Genomic DNA, 18,581 nt, shown 5'->3' with positions numbered 1-18,581 from the left:
AATATGCAGTGCGTGTCCGAAACAAATCAGGAAGCCTTAGCCAAGACTGGGGATTGTTAGATTGTGTAATTCCGACGGGGTGCGGTTGATTGATGCTTACCCGCCGATCGAGAACACAGGCTAATTTAGAGAAATATTAATCAGATGAAAGCGATGGTATTGCCCTCAGACACAGGCACTCTCAATAACAGCGACTGCGAACTAATTTACGCCCCAGGTTCGATTCAACCTCACGGCATCCTTTTGGTGCTGGAATCTCCGGCGTTAAAAATTTTGCAAGTTAGCAACAATACTTTTGAGGCGATGGGCCTTTACCCCGAACAACTTTTGGATAAATTTTTAGAGGAATTTGTCGAGACTGAGGAAATTGAGGCTATTGAAAAAGCTTTATTTGAAAAAGACCAACGTAATGGTATCAGATTATCATTCAAAAGTCAAGACCGCCAGTCTTTTTTTGAGGGGACGCTACATCTATCAAATTCAGCATTAATTGTTGAACTAGAGTCGGTTGTTTCTCCAAAAACGAGCGATTGTTTCAATTGTTATAATTTAGTCCAAGAGCCGATAGACAAAATCCACAAAACACCAAACCTGCAAGTGCTGTGTCAGACAGCAGTTGCAGAAGTGCGGAGGATAATCGGTTTCGATCGAGCGATCGTCTATCAATTTGATGCCACCGGGGCGGGGGAAGTTGTCGCCGAAGACAAAGTAGAAAGTTTGGCTCCTTTATTGGGACTGCACTATCCGGCTACCGATATTCCCGCCCAAGCAAGAAACCTCTTCAACATGAATTTAATTCGGTTTATTCCCGATATTAACTGTCAGCCTGTAGAACTAATTCCTCACTGCAATCCGCTGACGGGTAGCCCTTTAGATATGGGCTGCTCTTTGTTGAGAACAGTTTCGCCTTGCCACGTTCAATATCTCAAAAATATGAACGTTGCCGCTAGCATGACCCTGACATTAATCAAAAATAAAAAACTCTGGGGATTGATTGCCTGTCACCATCCAACACGAAAGTATGTCAACTACGAAACAAGAACTGCTTGCGAACTACTAGCGAAGTTTGTGAATTTAGAACTCAGCTATAAACAAGATAGCGAAGACCGGGAATATGCTATTTATTTAAAAGCACTTTGTCAAAAATTTATCACGGAAATTTCTCAAAAAAACTGCTTTGTAGAAGGTTTACTAACCTACCGAGATGAATTGCTTGCCTTAGTGGGTGCTACCGGTGGAGTTGTGTGTGCCAATGAAAATTTAACAACCATCGGGCAAACCCCGGAATTGGTAGAAATCGAAAACTTAATTGCTTGGATAAAAACTCAAATAAATAATGACGTTTTTTATACAGATTCTCTCTCAAAACTGTATCCGCCCGCCGAGAATTTTCAAGAATTTGCTAGCGGTTTACTGGTGCTTGCCATGTCCGAAATGCAAAATTATTACATTTTGTGGTTCCGTCCAGAAGCACTTCAAACTGTCAACTGGGCAGGTACACCAGAGGGAAAAATTGAATTTAAACCGGATGGCACCCGATTAATTTCTCCTCGCATTTCCTTTGAGTTGTGGCAAGAAAATGTGAGGTCAAAATCTTTGCCTTGGCAGCAGTGCGAAGTCGAAATAGCCAGAGAACTTCGAGTTGCTATTACTAGCATTGAGCTGCGGAAAATCAATCAGCAGCTTAGCTTAGCTTTGTCGGCTACCAAAATTGGATTTTGGGACTGGGACGTGCAGAAAAATCACATAGTTTGGTCGAGGGAACACGAAGAGTTGTTTGGGTTGCCCCCAGGGACTTTTGCCGGAACTTATCAAAGTTTTGCAGCTTGCGTTCACCCAGAAGATTTTAAAAATATGGAGAATGCTATCAATCAGGCGATCGCCCAGCGAGGAGATTACTGTCACGAAAAGCGCGTGGTTTGGCCCGACGGCAGCATTCACTGGATGGAGGGAAAAGGTAAGTTTTTTTACAACGAAGCCGGCGATCCAGTGCGGATGGTGGGGACTGTTAGAGAAATTACCGATCGCAAAGCTAGAGAATTGCAGTTGCGCCTGTTGGAATCAGCAGTCACCACCACTAACGACGCCGTGTTAATTACCGAAGCTGAACCGATTGAGGAACCGGGGCCGCGAATTATTTATGTCAACCCAGCTTTCACGCGAATGACCGGCTATACACTAGAAGAAGTTGTGGGCAAAACGCCACGCATCTTCCAAGGTGAAAAAACTGATCGCGCCAGTCTCCATCGAGTTCGGACAGCTTTGAAAACCTGGCAGCCGGTGCGGGTTGACTCGATCAATTACCGCAAAGACGGGACGGAATTTTGGGTAGAAATGAGCATTGTCCCCATAGCGGACGAAAATGGTGAGTTTACCCACTGGGTATCAGTCCACCGCGATATTAGCGATCGCAAACTTGCTGAAGCTACCCTCCAACAGCTCAACGAACGGTTAGAAATGCGAGTTTTGCAGCGAACCAGAGAACTAGAAAGCTCTCAAGCAGAACTCCGGGAAAGCGAAGCTTTATTTCGCTCTCTGAGCGAGAGTTCCCCCGTGGGCATTTTCAAAATCGATACTGAGGGGAAATGTACCTATACAAATCCTCGCTGTCAAGCAATTGGTGGCTTCACATCGGCAGCGGCTTTAGGAAACGGCTGGATGCGGTTTGTTCACCGCGAAGACCTCAAACTAATTCTGTCTAAGTGGTCTCAATCGCAATCGCTAGATGGGGAATTTTCCGGCGAATTTCGCCACATCCAGCGAGACGGAACCATTCGGTTTTGTCGGCTTAAAACAGCTCCGATTTTTTCCGACAAAGCTCAACTAATTGGTCACGTGGGCACAGTCACAGATATCACAGAAAGTCGGGCAATTGAAAAAATGAAAAATGAGTTTATTTCGATTGTCAGCCACGAACTGCGAACGCCACTTGCCTCGATTCGCGGTTCTTTAGGTTTGCTGGCGGCTGGGGTACTGAAAAATAAACCGGAAACTGCCAAACAGATGTTAGAAATCGCTTCGAGCGATACCGAACGGTTAGTGCGTTTGGTCAACGATATTCTCGACTTAGAACGGCTCGATTCGAGCCAAGTTATCCTCGTCAAGCAGTGGTGCGATGCCCAGGTTTTGATGCGGAAGTCTGCCGAAGCTGTACTTTCTTTGGCTGCTGAAAATAACATTGATTTGTTGATTTTGCCCGGAACAGCAAAAATTTGGGCTGACCCCGACAGAATCGTTCAACTGCTGGTAAATTTGTTGAGCAATGCGATTAAATTCTCCGCTCCTGGAAGTACAGTAACTCTCAGGGTGGAAGATTTGGGCGAGCGGGTTTTATTTGAAGTCAAAGATCGAGGGCGGGGGATTCCGGCAGATAAACTAGAAACAATCTTTGGACGGTTTCAACAAGTCGATGCTTCTGACTCCCGCCAAAAAGGAGGTACGGGTTTGGGTTTGGCTATCTGTCGCAGCATAGTACAGCAGCACGGGGGCAGAATTTGGGTCGAAAGTGTTGTCTCACAAGGCTGCAGTTTCTATTTCACAGTGCCTGCACCGTTGGAAGGCGAGGGGGGAAAAAGTTTGGAGGTTTGAGATTGCTTTGATAATATCTCGCGCAAGCTCAAGTTCCTGGCAACCCACGCGGGTAGGATGATTTTGGGAGGCTGATAGGTCGATTTTTATGTTCAGGGCTTAAGTAGGTAAGCGGCAAAATCTATCAACAGCGCCCGACGATTAGGACGTTTTTAAGTGCGGAAACTCTTAATTTTATCGCTTCTTCCTTTTGCTATATCTTTCCAGAAACCCGGTTGAGGAGGCAGCGTGCCTAAGTTTTTTTTCGGTTTACCATGATTAATTTAAAATTTGAGTTTTAATTATGTCAGCAAAGCGCATTCTGGTCATTGATGATGAAAAAAACCTCTGCAGCGTGATTCAGGCTTGTCTGGAACATTTAGGTGGCTGGTTTGTACTAAGCGCACCAGGCGGCAGCCAAGGATTGCTGTTAGCTGAAACTCAACTCCCTGACGCTATTCTACTAGATGTGATGATGCCGGATATGGACGGACTTACTCTGTTTGGTTTGCTACAAAACAATGTTGCTACTCGGGGGATTCCGGTGATTTTCCTGACGGCTAAGGTGCAGGCGATGGATTTGAGCAAATTTGCTGATTTGGGGGTAGCGGGGGTGATTGCAAAGCCTTTCGATCCTTTGATTTTGGCACAGCAAGTGGCGGAAATTCTGGGTTGGGAACCGTTGCTTTAAGCTGTGGCGGCATTTAAATTGTAGGTCAAAAAAAATTAAAGTCTTGTGGGGAGTAGGGGCCCTAGCGTCCCGCCCGCCCTTAATATACAATTTAAATGCGCGACAGCTTAAACTCGGGTAAAATACATCGCAGATAGCAGATCAAACTCGGCAGTTGAAACCGCTACTAGACAAACAAAGTCGGCCCAGCCCGACGGCAGAATCAAAGAGGCATTAAAGCCGGATGAGGATCAAAACTCCGCTTTCTCATTCCCTTGATTCTTGCGAAAATAACGCATTTATGTTATTGAACCGGGTTTAGGCGTCGAGGAAAGTGCTAGTTTTTCCGGCTATTTTCATAATTTCCTCATTTTTTTGATTTAGCTTTGAGATCGATCGGTGATTCGTTCATTTAAACCCTGATTCCCTAGAAATTATAGAGATTATCTCAGGGAGTCGGGGTTTTTTGTTACCTGCAAAGCCGATCGGCTATCACCGTATTTACAGGCAGAATAACTCCTGCAGAAGTTACACAGATTGGCCTCAAGAACGGTTTTTTTTAATCCGAGCTCACAGATGCAGCGAAGTTTTTTGGTAAAAAACCCGGTTTGGGCCTGCTAATCCAAGATTTACGCAGATTTCCCTCAGAAACCGGGTTTTTTAACCCAGGAGCACAGATGGAGTCAAGTTTTTGGCTAAAAAACCGGGTTTTTGCTTAAGTATTGTAATCCCTGCTTCGGCAAAAGTAGATTTATCAAAAAAAATTGATTGTCTTCATAATTTCCTCATATTTTTTAGATAAAGTTTACTCCAAGCTCTGGATCTAAAGGTCGATCGCACTCTCAGCACCATTCCACTGCCAAAGAGTGAATCTGTTGTCAGGAGAGTTCAGGAAAGTGACGGTATTTTCGATTAACGGGTGCAACAGAACAACAACCTTAATAAGTCAGGATATAGGCCCTGCATACCAAACAAACCGGGGGTTCTCGCCGGAACAAACGGGGTTTCTTCGCCAAACCTCTCAATGTTGGCAGGATTACTCAATGCTACAAAAATTAATAACTGAAGATGTGATTCGTGCTATAGAATAACACAAAAAAAATAAGTCTGTCCTTTTGTCAAGATCCAAACTCACAATTGCCACTAACAGGCAAAGCCAAGTCTCAGTAAGTTTTTGAAAGAGTGTGGAGATTTTTTAAATGTCTGATCGGCTATCTTATAAAGGTAACAACCAGATTCTGTGCTATTACGCAAATGTTACCAACCTAGTTCAGGTTGTTCGGATTGGGAACATTCCTAATTGGTACTTTGAAAGAGTGATGTTTCCGGGACAGCGACTGATGTTTGAAGCTGCTGCAGAAGCAGTTTTAGAAATTCACACTGGTACGGTGGCAAGTGCTATTTTATCCGACAAGATTCCCTGCTACGTGCTGCGGGTTATAGAAGAGGTAAGTTCTGAGTTTGAGCTGGTGATGACCGAAGAACGATGGGCGGTATTAGCCGGTTAAAATTCATGAGAAATCAGACGAAAACGAGAAGGATCACAAAAATATTAGTTAACGAGTCTTTGGGGACAGGGAAAATGCAGAAAAATCTTGTCAATATTACCTTGGCTGTAGTCACAGAGGAAGTAGAAATTATCTTGGAGTCTTATCCGAAGCACCCATACCAACAAGCTTTTTCGCCTTCGGGATTGCGACAAGATTTAATTGCTTATGTGCTCAGCCGAGTTCCTAATAGATATACTGCGATCGACTCCGGCGAGTCTTTGTCAAACCAAACAGTTCAGGTTCGCTGTTCTTCAGAACAGTTGCTGCACATAGAAAATTTGATTCATACTGGCATTCGCGACGTGCTGCACAGCTATCAGAAGATAGATTACCCCCTACCTGAAGAAGTTAAATTCGATTCGAGAGTTGCTAGTTGGTTTTGATAGTTTATTGTCATTGAGGGAGACGCCGAGATTCTCGGCACTCTCGGTTTCTCAGTTGGGCGAGGTGAAATTGTGTACTGACGGAAAGCATCCAGGATACCCGCCACGTGATTCATCCGTCCAGAAATAAAAAACCTGTATCCGATAAAGGCGCCCCCGAATTTATCCGTGGGCTCAATGCTTAAATCTAAAATCTAAAATCTAAAATCTAAAATCGATTGACTTGATGGTTCAAGACTTTTGGTAATCGCCACAGCCGTCGCAGGGGCCATTGGGATTGACAGCGCAGCGCAGAATTTCCGATCGAGCATTAAAGCGACAGCTAGCATCTCCAATAACCCAGATGCCGCTTACAAAAGTTCTTTCCGTCGGCGGTGTGGCCGACTGCACGTACAGGGCAATTTTTTGCAGTTGGTAGCGGCCGGATTTGAGTTGATAGCGGTGGTGGCGTTCCAAAACAGCGTAGGTTTGTCCCTCTAAATCTACATAGTTCCCCGGTTGTGGCGTCCAATCGAGCCGCAGGCTACCTAAATATTGGCGGGGGTGAGAGAGAATCACCTCTACGGGTAAAGTATTTTGTTCCATGTGGCGGTGCGTTGGCGAACTGAACTAAAGGGGCAAATAGTTGACTCAACCTACATCTTGTTCATCTAGAAAGATAAGTTTTTATAGATAGAGTAATTTAGGTTTAGGCGCTCAACTTAACTATAGAACCTTTGGCGATCGGGGAATAGGCGACTTATCTTGGGATAGCCGACTCCCTCCACTACGTTGGGCCCAACAGGCTAGGAAATAAACTTCAACTCGCTTGAGGTAACTCAAGTGAAGTTCGATTAGGTTTGATAAAGCAGTACACGCTGATGGTATCGCAACTCGCAGGTTCGATCGATACGCGGTTGAGATTCCTGAACAGATTTTAACTGTTTGCAGGACTTGGGGTGCTTGGGGTGCGTTTGTACTGAGGACTTCACAACTAACTACAAACCAAACCGAATTTTTGGCAATCAAAATTCCCAAAAATATGCCATTCCTTCCATGATTCCCCAAGCGGAAGCAGAACCGGCTAAATAATGATTTTCAGTGCCGCATTCGCGATGCCATTCTAAGAGTTCTGATAGAGCATTAGCGACGATTACTCCCCGGAAATCCTGCTCAAACATACTGATATCATTGCCCGAATCACCGCAAACTAATGTTGCTTCAGATGGAATTTGTAGGCGCTTTTGTAAATAAGTAAGGGCATTGCCTTTATTGCTAGTTTGTGGTAAAATATCTACATTACTATTGCTGCTAAAAATGATTTGAGCTGGCAGTCCCGATTCAGTTAACTTTTGCTGCAAAGCCTTGATTGTCGAGCTATTTTCTGCTGCTGGTTCCAGAGTATAACTGATTTTCCAAGGATTTTGTTCTTTTACGGATTGGGGTTTAAGTTGGGAAAACTGCTGTGCTAAAGAGGCGATCGCCATTTTATCCCAGCCTTGAGAAAGATATTCCGCCCAATCTAAATCGAGGATTCCGTCTTGGTAAATTTCGCTGCCTACACCTGCGATCGAATAGTCGGGTGATAGCAGTTGCTTTTGGGCAATTAATTCGCAAGTTGAAGCATAAGAACGCCCGGTAGCGTAAACCAAACAAATTTGCGATCGCACAGGTTGCAAGCGCTGGTTGAAAACTTGAGTTGCTTCGTCATCTCCGACTAGCGTGTTGTCTAAATCTGTAACTAATAAAAACTTCATTTGGGGAATTAGTCAGGAGTCAGTAGTCTGTAGTCATCAGTCATTAGTGATTGGAAATCGATCGCTTCCTAAAAGAATTTTAACTATTTATAAGAATTTGTTAAACCAACTACATTTATAAGCAAGCTTATCGTTTAAGATGGGCCAGATTTAATTTTCAACAAGTGGTGTGAGTGGTATGGTGAATAATTCAACCTCCGTTAAAGCTTTTTGGCTGTCTTTCTTGATTTCTGGTGCGGCAGTGCCTTTGGGGCCGATCTCCGCAACAGCTCAAATTCAGGATACCTCAACTCCAGAAGTTGCGCTAGAAGATAGTGCTCTCCCTAGGGCTACCCCAGACGCAGCGCTGGCAGCAGGTAAGATTGAGATACCGCAGTTAGCGGCGATTACCGCAGAGACTAACTCCGCAGTCGATCGCCCTTTACCCGAAACAGATGCAGCATGGGTGAATCGCGCTTTACCCGAAACAGATGCAGCATGGGTGAATCGCGCTTTACCCCAAACAGATATAGCAACAGTCGATCGTGCTTTACCCAAACAAGATATAGCAATTGTCGATCGTGCTTTACCCGAAACAGATGTAAAAGTCGATCGTGCAACAACAACCCCAGAAATAACGGAGGCAATTGGCGAATTGCCCCCACAGGAGTTAGAAATTGCAAACTCTCCTCAGTCTCAAAACGTTGCTGAAGCCAGCAAAGTTGACGACATCAGCAGCGAGACGGGCAGCGCTGATGACCTCAGCATACAAGAAGACGCAGCACAAGTCACTTCTGTTTCCCAACTCTCCGACGTGCGGCCGACAGATTGGGCTTTTCAAGCCTTGCAATCCCTAGTAGAAAGATACGGCTGCATTGCGGGATATCCAGACGGCACATTCCGAGGCAATCGGGCAATGACTCGCTACGAATTTGCCGCCGGATTAAACGCTTGCTTGGATCAAATCACCAAACAAATTGGCGGTTCTACTGGTAATTTAGTCAAGCGAGAAGATTTACTTGCTTTGCAAAGATTGCAAGAAGAATTTGCCGCAGAATTAGCTACATTGCGCGGTAGAGTAGATGCTTTAGAAGCCCGCACTGCCGAATTGGAGGCCAACCAATTTTCCACGACAACTAAACTAAACGGATTTGCTTGGTTTAACCTGACTGGAGCTTTTGCGGGCGATCGAGTCCGAGTTGAAGCAATAGATGGAAATGCTGCTCCGCTCGATCGAGTAGCCGGACGCGATCCTGTCACCAACAGACCAATTGTGCAGAGAGTGGACGATCCAGAAATCACTTTCAGTCAGTTAGTTTGGTTAACTCTCACTACTTCCTTTACAGGGAAAGACGAATTGATTACACAGCTAGCTGTAGGTAACGGCAATTCCCCCGCCAACCAGTATACTTCAACGGGTTTTTTCAATACATTCGGCACTCCTTTTCTCGATCAAACTGCCGGAGCAAATCCCAATGAAGTTATCCTGCGGGAACTTTCCTATCGGTTCCCGCTTACCAACAGCTTGCAAGTAGTAGTCGGGCCGCGGATTAATTTTTACCGCTACTTTGACAACAATAAATTTAACTTTTTCGTAGACGGTGCGAGCAGCTTTAATTCTAACAACAGCCCTTTGTTAAGCGCTACCAGACGCGGTGCCGGTGCTTTGGCTTTGTGGGATATCGGCCGCGCATTGAAACTGCGTTTTGGTTACTTGGGCGAGAGTACAGAATTTTTGCCAACTTCCGTGTTTAATTCGGCTTCCAATCCGTCTCAAGGCTTGTTTGACGGGACAAATACGACTACAGCAGAATTAACATTCAGTCCTAGCGATCGGACTAATTTGCGCTTTTTGTACAGCCGTTCAAACATCCAGCAAATCGGCGGCTTAATTGGATCTCCTAACAGCAAGCCGTTAAACGGTGTGGCAGATGACGGTTTTGGTGGTCGGCTGGGGAATGCGACTGCGAATACTTATAGTTTCAATTTCGATTGGTCAGTCACTCGCGGTTTTGGTCTTTTCGGCCGTTACGGCTACGCCGAAACCAATATATTTCCCAAGACTAACCGACCCGACGGCACGATCAAAAATCAATCTTATCAGTTAGGAGTTGCATTTCCCGATTTGTTCAAAGAAGGAGCTTTGCTTACGGTGTCATATTTAGTACCTTTTGACTTTACTGGCGGTCGGAGGTTTCTGGTTTCTGGCGGGGGGAATGGCGGCACGCAGTACGAAATTGAGGCAACTTATTATTTTCCTCTCACCGACCATGTTTCGATCGTACCAGCATTTTATGCGATCGGCAATCCCAACAATTTCGATAACAACCCGACAATTTTTGTGGGCAATTTGCGGACGCAGTTTAGTTTTTAATTCCCAGCATGGGAACTCAGAAACCGGGTTTTTTGACGAAAAGACGCGTTGTAGCCCGCACCCAAGGTAAAAAACCCAGTTTCTAATACCAATTCTCTAAAAATTTGCTACAGTTTGGGTAGGGGCGGGTTCGCGATAAGATTTGCCACCGAAAAATAACATTGATAAACCCGCCCCAAGACTGTAGCATTAATTTAGAGAATTGGTGTAAGTAAGTATGGGCGGGGCGGGTTTATATAATTTGTCGATAATTATCAAAAATATAGGCGAACCCGCCCCTACAAAATTTAACATCATACAAGTCCGAATCAAACGGACATGACATGAATTGACACACTCAATAATTAATCCGTGTATTCGTGTTCATCCGTGTAGTGCCTTCCTGATTCCTTCTACTTAGGAATGAGAATTAAATAACTTCCACAATAACAATTAAAATTGTAAGTTATTTAATTCGCGATCCTTAATTGGAATTTCGATGATAAATTCAGTACCTTTACCGGGTTCCGAGTGACACTGCAATGTGCCGTTGTGTTTTTCAACGACAATTTGGTGCGAAATTGATAAACCCAAACCTGTGCCTTTACCTACGGGTTTTGTGGTAAAAAACGGGTCAAACAAACGCACAATATGATCTTCGGGAATGCCCAAGCCATTGTCTTTAATCCGAATTAAAATGCTCTTATCATCAATTGTTTCTGTTTGAATGGTAATAGTAGGAAAGATAGTATTTCCGGTGTTTTTTGCTTGGCTGCAGCTTTCTTCCAAGGCGTCGATCGCATTTGCCAATACATTCATAAATACCTGATTTAACAGTCCGGGATGACAGTTTATTTGCGGCAGTTCTCCGTATTCTTTAATGACTTTAATGCCCTGCCAGTTGGGTTTGGCTTTCAGTCGGCTGTTCAACATTAACAAGGTACTTTCTAAACCTTCGTGAATGTCGGCAGTTTTGATTTTCGCTTCGTCCGCCCGCGAGAAATTTCGGAGAGTTTGAATAATTTCTACAATGCGTTCGCATCCGGTCTGCATTGAATTGAGCAATTTGGGCAGGTCTTTTGCTAGAAATTCTAAGTCTATATCTTCGGCTTGTTGCTGAATTTTTGTAGGGGAATTTGGGTACTCTTCTTGATAGACTTGCACGATTTCTAATAAGTCTAGAACGTAGCCTCGGACGTGGCAGAGGTTGCCGGCGACAAAGCCGACTGGGTTGTTAATTTCGTGGGCAATTCCTGCTAGCACTTGTCCGAGGGAAGACATTTTTTCGGTTTGTACTAACTGCATTTGAGTTTGCTGCAAGTCGCGCAAAGCTGTTTGCAATTCTTGGGATTTTTGCCGATCGCGCGAGGCGGCGGCGGCCCGTTCTTCCTCAACTCCGATCGCCGCGGCAATAATTCCGATCAGCTTGCAGTCGGCTTCTGTGGGCGCGATCGACTCAGTGTAGAGAACGCACATCGCACCCACATAATTGTCGCCCAGGCGCACTGCTTGTCCCAGATAGCTTCGCAGTTGGTAGCGGATGACAGCGGGATCGATTTGGGCGTAGATCGTGTTCTGCAAGTCAGGAATGGCAACAGCCCGATCGCTTCCTTTGCTGCATACATCAGTGCAGATGTGGCCCTCGGCGCGATCGACCAGCGGGTAGTCCGGCGGCGCTTGCCAAGTCGCGATCGCTTGCAGCAGTCCGCCACCGACGTGGCTGTAGATGGCGCAGTTTCCGCCCAAAAGCTCGCCGGCTAAGGATGTCAGGCGCTGGATGTTCTCAGCGGCGTCGGTGGTGAATCCCAAAAAGCACTCGTTGATTTTGCTGAGGCGGTACTCTGCTTGCCTGCGCGCCGTCATGTCGCGGGAGTTGATCACAATTCCTTTCACAGCGGGGTCTGCTAGCAAGTTGATGCCCACACCTTCGAGAAAACACCAAGAACCGTCAGCGCGCCGGAACCGACCTTCTAGGGCGATCGGAACGCCTGGATTTGCGATCAGTTTTTCGCCGTCGGAAATCACCGAGGCAATGTCGTCAGGGTGGATCGAATCGAGAGCAATTTGACGATCGAGTTCAAGGGGTTCGTAGCCCAAAACTCTTTCTACAGAAGGGCTTTCGTAAACAATGCGACCGCTAGCATCGAGAATAGTAATGATGTCGGAACTGTTGAGAATCAGCGATCGCCACTTAGCCTCATTTTGGAACAAAGCTGACTCGGCTTGTTTGCGATCGGTAATATCCTCTACCATTTGCAAAATAAACTGCGGCGTTCCCTGACTGCTGTCGATGACAGAGGCGCTGAGGCGTCCCCACCTGATGCTGCCGTCTTGGCGGAGGTAGCGCTTCTCGATTTGGTAAGCTTCGCGGGTGCCCGCGACTAACTGTTGGCGCAACTCGCGCGAAACTTGTGCGTCTTCCGGGTGCGCGCAGTCGTCGAGGCCGAGACCCCGCAGTTGAGCTTCCGAGATCCCCAGCATAGCTTGAAATGCCGGATTAGTGGCGATCGCAACACCTTCGAGGGTAGCGACTACCATGCCGATCGCAGCGCGTTCAAAAATTGCCCGAAACCGCTGTTCGCTGTCGCGCAAAGCTGCATCCGCTGCCACTTCCTGCGTGATGTCGCGCCCCGCCACTGCCAAACCTTTGCGCGAACCGTCGGGGTTGAACAGCGGCACTTTTCGCACTTCAAACAAATTGCTGCCGCCTGTGGGCAAGGGGACAATTTGGCGGCGGTCGGTAAGAGTGCCTGCTTGCCAGGTGGTTTCGTCGGTTTCCTGCCAAGTTAGGAGGATTTCTCTGACTCTCGGATCGGCGGCGGCAGCGAGTTCGGCAGTAGTTTTGCCCTGGTAGTCTGAGGTTTCCCAGCCCAAAAGTTGGAGGGCGCAGTCGTTGGCAATCAGCCAGCGCCCCTCGCTGTCTGTGAGGTTGATGGCGTCGGGCACGGCGTCGATCGCGGTTTTCAGCCAGTATTCTCGATCGCGCAGGGCTGCTTCGGCTTGTTTGCGATCGGCAATTTCGGCGACGGTTCCTTCGTAGTAAAGGAGTTCGCCATCTTCGTCGCGAACTTCGCGCACGTTTTCCGAGATCCAGGTAGTGCTGCCGTCTTGGCGGCGGACGCAGGACTCAAACTCTTTCAGGGAGCCGTTTTTGCTGATTTCTGCCATGAACGAATCGCGGCGGGTGCGATCGGTGTAAATGTTTTTTGCCGAACATTTTGCGATCAATTCAGACGGCGAATCGTAGCCGTACATTCGGGCGAGTGCCTGGTTGGCGCTGAGGTAGCGCCCGTCTGGGGCGGTTTGAAATATGCCTTCGGTGGCGTTTTCAAAGATGCTGCGGTATTTTGCCTCGGCTTGTTTGAGGGCTTCTTCTGCTTGGAAGCGATCGGTGATATCAGATTGAACGCCGATGAAGTGGGTAACGAGCCCGCTGCTGTCGCGCACCGGCGAGATGGTGAGTTCGTTCCAGAAGGCGGTGCCGTCTTTGCGGTAGTTTTTCAGAACTACTTTGCAGTCGTGTTGTTCTTTCATGGCCGCGCGGATGCGATCGACGGCCGCGCGATCGGTATCTGGGCCTTGCAGGAAGCGGCAATTCTGCCCGATTATTTCGCTGCGATTGTAGCCTGTAATCCGCTCGAAAGCACCGTTGCAGTAAACTATAGGCTTGTCCGGCCGGGTAGCGTCCGCGATCGCGATGCCGTTGCTGGTAGCTGCCAGGGCGCGATCGTACAGCCGAAATACTTCTTCTATTAAATTCGGTGTGCCGCCAGTACGAGTCGGCGATAGCGTTTCAGAAGGAATGCTTATATCGATCTGCATAAGTTTCTATAAATTGAGTTTATTGTAGATACCGACTGCCAGCACACCCTAAAGTTTAACAGAATTTCCCTGTTTTCCGAAGGCAGAAGTTAGAAGGCTATCATGCAGAATTTTGGCGCTAAATTCTACCTAAAGAAAATCTGGCTTCCCTCGTTTTTTTTCCTTCTGCCTTCTGCCTTGTGCCTTCTACCTTCACAGGAATCCTAGTTGTTAATTTATAATAGTTGTTCCCACCATAACTCTATCTCTGGTATAGTTTACTTGGCAGAGTTTGGGCGGCTTACAAGTTCGGTCATTTATTTTTTAGCTTAAATAAAAATACATCGTCCGGCTATCGTAAAAAAAATAATTAAATACTTTATAGTTAAATGATTCAAACTATTCTCTCAAACAAACAGAGGAAAAATTAATTTTGAACGAACACAGCAAGTTCTGAAATATCGTCGATCGCGAAAGTCGGTTCTAGGGCGAGACACTGAGCGCGATCGCCATATCCGTAAGCCGCCCAACAAACATCTATCCCAGCATTTTTAGCAAACAGCAAATCAATCGCTGTATCGCCAACCATTAAAATTTGACTGTTATCCAACTCCGGGAACAGCGGTTTAATAATCGAGTCAAAAACAGTCGGATTGGGTTTCGGAATTATTTGTCCGTTATCACCTAATATCAAATCAAAAAAACTGTGAATGCTCAAATTTTTTAGTAATAAATTAACAAAAGTAACCTGTTTGTTGCTGAAAACTCCCAGGCTCAATCCCGACTGACGCGCCAACTGCAACACTTGCTTTGTCCCGGTAAATAACTCTACCTGCTTTTCACCTTCCGTCCGATAATAAGAGCGGTAAGTTTCAACCCATTCAGGAATTGCGCTTTCCTCGATCGCCGGATGGAGGATTTTAAAACTATTTGGTAAATTGATGCCGATCGTACCTATAATAGTATCAGCAGCAGGCGGGGTAATATTGTAAGTCTCAAAAGTTTTGGTAAAGCAAAATACAATAGCTTTGTGGGTAATTGCCAAAGTGCCGTCGAAGTCGAAAATAATTAAGTTGTACTGACTCATATTATTTAAAATATTCTATCTAGCAATCGGAGGTTTGCCACGATATAATAGCATAATTAATCTCTCATTCACCAATTATAAGTATAATTTTTCAACATTCAAGAGGTCAACATGAGTGTCACCGAAAAACCCGAACTTCTAGTAACAGATTTTACCGATTTTCCAGATCACACTCAATTACCCGACTCCGACGGTGCTTTTGTGAAAAACTTTCAAGAACTCCCTCAAAGCATCCTGTTAACAACATCTGTTCGCCCCATTTTAGACCAACTTCATCCCGACGGACAATACTGCATCGGTCAATATTCCGGTATTTATCAGGGCGTAGAACGGCCTTGGATGCGCTGGTGGGATGCTGAGGGGAATTTGCTGCTGGCTGCTGATGAACGGGTTGAACAAGCGGAATTGGCAGTCGAACAAGCGCAGTCAGAAGCAGAACAAGAGCGGCAAAAGCGAATAGAAGCCGAGCAGCGAATTCAAGCCTTAGAAGCGCGTTTGCGAGAGTTAGAAGGAGGTTAATAGGTAGCCAGAAACCGGGTTTTTCCGCCAAAATATTCGCAAAAAATCATCAATCTCCCAAAAACCCGGTTTCTTTGAACTTACGCAGCGGTGACGAGAAACCGGGTTTTTTCGCCAAAGTATTCGATTCAAACCTTCAATCTAGCCAAAAACCCGGTTTCTTGATTGGCACCTACCAGCCTCAAAAACAAGATCGACATCGGTTCTAATCCAGAAGCTGCTTGTATTATTTGATAAGTATTTTGTAGCTTTGTGTAGAATCTATGGCACTAATTGTTCAGAAATATGGCGGAACCTCGGTTGGTACAGTCGATCGCATTTTGGAAGTAGCCAGACGAGTAGTAAAAACAGCACAGCTCGGCAACTCTCTGGTTGTCGTACTTTCAGCGATGGGCAAAACCACCGACGGTTTAGTTAAACTCGCCAAGGAAATTTCCCCAAATCCCAACAAGCGGGAAATGGATATGTTGCTTTCCACTGGGGAACAAGTCTCGATCGCACTTTTAAGCATGGCATTGCAGGAAATGGGACAGCCCGCCATTTCCCTCACCGGCGCCCAAGTCGGCATTGTCACCGAAGCCGCCCACACCCGCGCCCGAATTTTGCGAATCGATCCGAATCGGCTTGAAAGCCAGTTAAAAAGCGGTAAAGTCGTTGTGGTTGCCGGTTTCCAAGGCATCGCCGATGCCGGAGAATTGGAAATTACCACCTTGGGCCGTGGCGGTTCCGACACAACAGCAGTAGCCTTGGCTGCTGCGCTGCGGGCCGACAGGTGCGAAATTTATACCGACGTGCCCGGAATTCTGACTACAGATCCGCGCTTGGTTGCCGACGCGCAATTGATGGACGAAATCACTTGCGACGAAATGCTGGAATTGGCGAGTTTGGGCGCAAAAGTCCTCCACCCGCGCGCGGTAGAAATTGCCAAGAATTACGGCGTGCCCCTAGTAGTGCTTTCTAGCTGGAGTGACGCCCCCGGTACCCGTGTAGTGTCCCCACCCCCGCAACCCCGGCCTTTGGAGGGCTTGGAGCTCGCAAAAGCCGTCGATGCGGTGGAATTTGACTTAGATCAGGCAGGGGTGTCGCTGCTGCGTTTGCCCGATCGCCCCGGCGTAGCAGCGCGGTTGTTTGGTGCGATCGCCCAACAAAACCTCGATGTAGACTTAATTATCCAGTCAATTCATGAAGGAAATACTAACGATATTGCCTTCACAGTGACGCGAAAATCTCTGCAACAAGCCACCGCCGTTGCAGATGCAATTATTCCCACCCTCGGCAAGAATTCTCGCCCAGAATTGGGAGAACCGGAAGTGAAAGCAGAAGAGCGGCCCATAGCTAAAGTTAGCATTGCGGGTGCGGGAATGATCGGTCGTCCGAGGGTAGCGGCGCAGATGTTTAAGACTTTAGCGGATGCGGGAATTAACATTCAAATGATTTCTACATCCGAGGTTAAAGTTAGTTGTGCGATCGATGCTGAAGATTGCGATCGGGCCGTTGCCGAACTCTGCAAAACATTTGATGTCGCCAACTCCCCTGTTGGGCTGCATTCATCATCCCACAAACCGCCCGCAGTCCGCGCCGTTGCGTTGGATCTCAATCAAGCGCGTCTAGCAATTCGCCAATTGCCCGATCGACCCGGAGTAGCAGCAAAACTGTTCGGACTTTTAGCCGAGGAAAATATCAGCGTAGACACAATCATTCAGTCGCAGCGCTGTCACAATATCGACGGCATATTAACTCGCGACATTGCATTTACCGTAGCACAAATCGACGCCGAAGCTGCTAAAATAGTCCTCGAAAAAGCCGCCCCAGAATTCGGATGGGGCGAAGTAGCAGTCGATACACAAATTGCCAAAGTTAGCGTTGTCGGTTCCGGGATGGTAGCGCATCCGGGAGTAGCGGCAAAAATGTTTGAAGCGCTTTCCCGCCAGCAAATCAACATTCAAATGATTGCAACTTCGGAGATTAAAATTAGCTGCGTTGTGGATGAAGGACAAGGCGTAACTGCTTTGAAGGCAATTCACGCAGCCTTTGAACTTGCCGGCACCGAAAGAATCCAAGTTCCAGCTTAAGACAAGTAGGGAAAGGGCACTGCCGTGTCCTTACAAATATCGCGGTTTTCGGTAGGGAAACGGCACTGCCGTGTCCTTGCAAATATCGCGGACACAGCAGTGCTGTATCCCTACAAATATATTCGGATTTGGACACGGCACTGCTGTGTCCTTGCAAATATTGATCGAGAGTCAACGATCGCAGTTTTGAGTACAAATTTCACAGCATGAGGCTGTGTTAGGATTAAATTGGCGATCGCCTAAAAGGGATTGAATTTTATGACTGTAGCGAAAGAACAGATTACTGAGAGCAGTAGCAATAGCGGTTTATTGAATTTCCGAATCACTGTTGAACGTCTGATCGAACTTTTAGATTTAGAACAAGAGGATGAGTACGGGATTTTGAGACCAACTGAGTATGCTTTCAGAACAGCGATGAAATTGATTGTAGAAACCTATGATATTTTGGGTGATAATTTTCCAAAAGCCTCAACAGGTACAGATGACAGAGGCAGTATTACACTAGATTGGACAAGCTTAGAACCAGAGCGTACAGTTCGCCTATTTTGTCCATGCAGTGCGGAGCAACCAGTTGACATTTATCACCATGCAAACAATGAAAATGCGGTCGAAAATATAGCTTCATCATCAACATTAGTTTACTGGTTGCAGTGGTTTAACAAAATATGATAGAACCATCTTCAGGGAGTGCGTCAGAGTTTGAAACATTACCGGATCGTACACTTGTTTACCGAGCTCTCCGAAAAGGATGGATAGATCGGGATAGATCGATCGTCAAATCGGACGCCTACTATTTGCGCCAACGTATAAACGAACAGGGTATTTCTGTCAATTTTTCCCTAGAGCAATCTTTGAGTGCATTGA

General features: G+C 46.4%; 12 protein-coding genes. 8 read left to right on the top strand and 4 right to left on the bottom strand.

Annotated features, from left to right (window positions below):
• The first annotated feature begins 144 nt into the window (after positions 1-144).
• From QUB39_RS02745 to QUB39_RS02730, 4 genes are all read left to right on the top strand, one after another.
• A complete protein-coding gene (locus QUB39_RS02745; protein WP_333207792.1) occupies positions 145-3,588 on the top strand; it encodes a PAS domain S-box protein in 3,444 nt (1,147 codons plus the stop codon).
• Between the two features lie 283 nt (positions 3,589-3,871).
• Entirely contained in the window at positions 3,872-4,258 is a 387-nt protein-coding gene (locus QUB39_RS02740; protein ID WP_333052261.1) for a response regulator, read from the top strand.
• A 1,178-nt stretch (positions 4,259-5,436) separates the two neighbouring features.
• Complete coding sequence (locus tag QUB39_RS02735; protein WP_333052260.1) at positions 5,437-5,745, top strand: DUF1830 domain-containing protein; 309 nt, start codon at positions 5,437-5,439, stop codon at positions 5,743-5,745.
• Between the two features lie 74 nt (positions 5,746-5,819).
• Positions 5,820-6,170: a late competence development ComFB family protein gene (locus QUB39_RS02730; protein ID WP_333052258.1), complete on the top strand. Its 351-nt coding sequence runs from the start codon at positions 5,820-5,822 to the stop codon at positions 6,168-6,170.
• A gap of 231 nt (positions 6,171-6,401) precedes the next feature.
• Here the strand turns inward: QUB39_RS02730 and QUB39_RS02725 are convergent, their stop codons facing one another.
• Entirely contained in the window at positions 6,402-6,755 is a 354-nt protein-coding gene (locus tag QUB39_RS02725; RefSeq protein ID WP_333052256.1) for a DUF6464 family protein, read from the bottom strand.
• A gap of 419 nt (positions 6,756-7,174) precedes the next feature.
• Positions 7,175-7,906: a sucrose-phosphate phosphatase gene (locus QUB39_RS02720; protein WP_333207791.1), complete on the bottom strand. Its 732-nt coding sequence runs from the start codon at positions 7,904-7,906 to the stop codon at positions 7,175-7,177.
• 178 nt (positions 7,907-8,084) lie between these two features.
• On the opposite strand from QUB39_RS02720, the gene QUB39_RS02715 reads away from it, so the two are divergent.
• Positions 8,085-10,259, top strand: coding sequence for an iron uptake porin (locus QUB39_RS02715; RefSeq protein ID WP_333207790.1), 2,175 nt, complete (start codon positions 8,085-8,087; stop codon positions 10,257-10,259).
• 432 nt (positions 10,260-10,691) lie between these two features.
• Here QUB39_RS02715 and QUB39_RS02710 read toward each other — a convergent pair whose 3' ends face one another.
• Together QUB39_RS02710 and QUB39_RS02705 are read right to left on the bottom strand one after the other, a co-directional pair.
• Complete coding sequence (locus tag QUB39_RS02710; protein ID WP_333207789.1) at positions 10,692-14,060, bottom strand: PAS domain S-box protein; 3,369 nt, start codon at positions 14,058-14,060, stop codon at positions 10,692-10,694.
• 406 nt (positions 14,061-14,466) lie between these two features.
• On the bottom strand, positions 14,467-15,126 hold the full coding sequence (locus tag QUB39_RS02705) for an HAD family hydrolase (protein WP_333207788.1): 660 nt from the start codon (positions 15,124-15,126) through the stop codon (positions 14,467-14,469).
• 111 nt (positions 15,127-15,237) lie between these two features.
• Between QUB39_RS02705 and QUB39_RS02700 the strand changes: the two genes are divergently transcribed.
• From QUB39_RS02700 to QUB39_RS02690, 3 genes are all read left to right on the top strand, one after another.
• Complete coding sequence (locus tag QUB39_RS02700) at positions 15,238-15,645, top strand: hypothetical protein (protein WP_333052244.1); 408 nt, start codon at positions 15,238-15,240, stop codon at positions 15,643-15,645.
• 263 nt (positions 15,646-15,908) lie between these two features.
• Complete coding sequence (locus tag QUB39_RS02695; protein WP_333052242.1) at positions 15,909-17,717, top strand: aspartate kinase; 1,809 nt, start codon at positions 15,909-15,911, stop codon at positions 17,715-17,717.
• A 258-nt stretch (positions 17,718-17,975) separates the two neighbouring features.
• Positions 17,976-18,386, top strand: a complete 411-nt coding sequence (locus QUB39_RS02690) for a hypothetical protein (protein ID WP_333052239.1) — start codon at positions 17,976-17,978, stop codon at positions 18,384-18,386.
• Positions 18,387-18,581: the final 195 nt, after the last annotated feature.

Origin of the sequence: Microcoleus sp. AT8-B5 (assembly GCF_036705565.1) — a bacterium.
GTDB lineage: Bacteria > Cyanobacteriota > Cyanobacteriia > Cyanobacteriales > Microcoleaceae > Microcoleus.
Note: the sequence above shows the minus strand (reverse complement) of the source record. Positions and strands in the feature narration are given on the sequence as shown.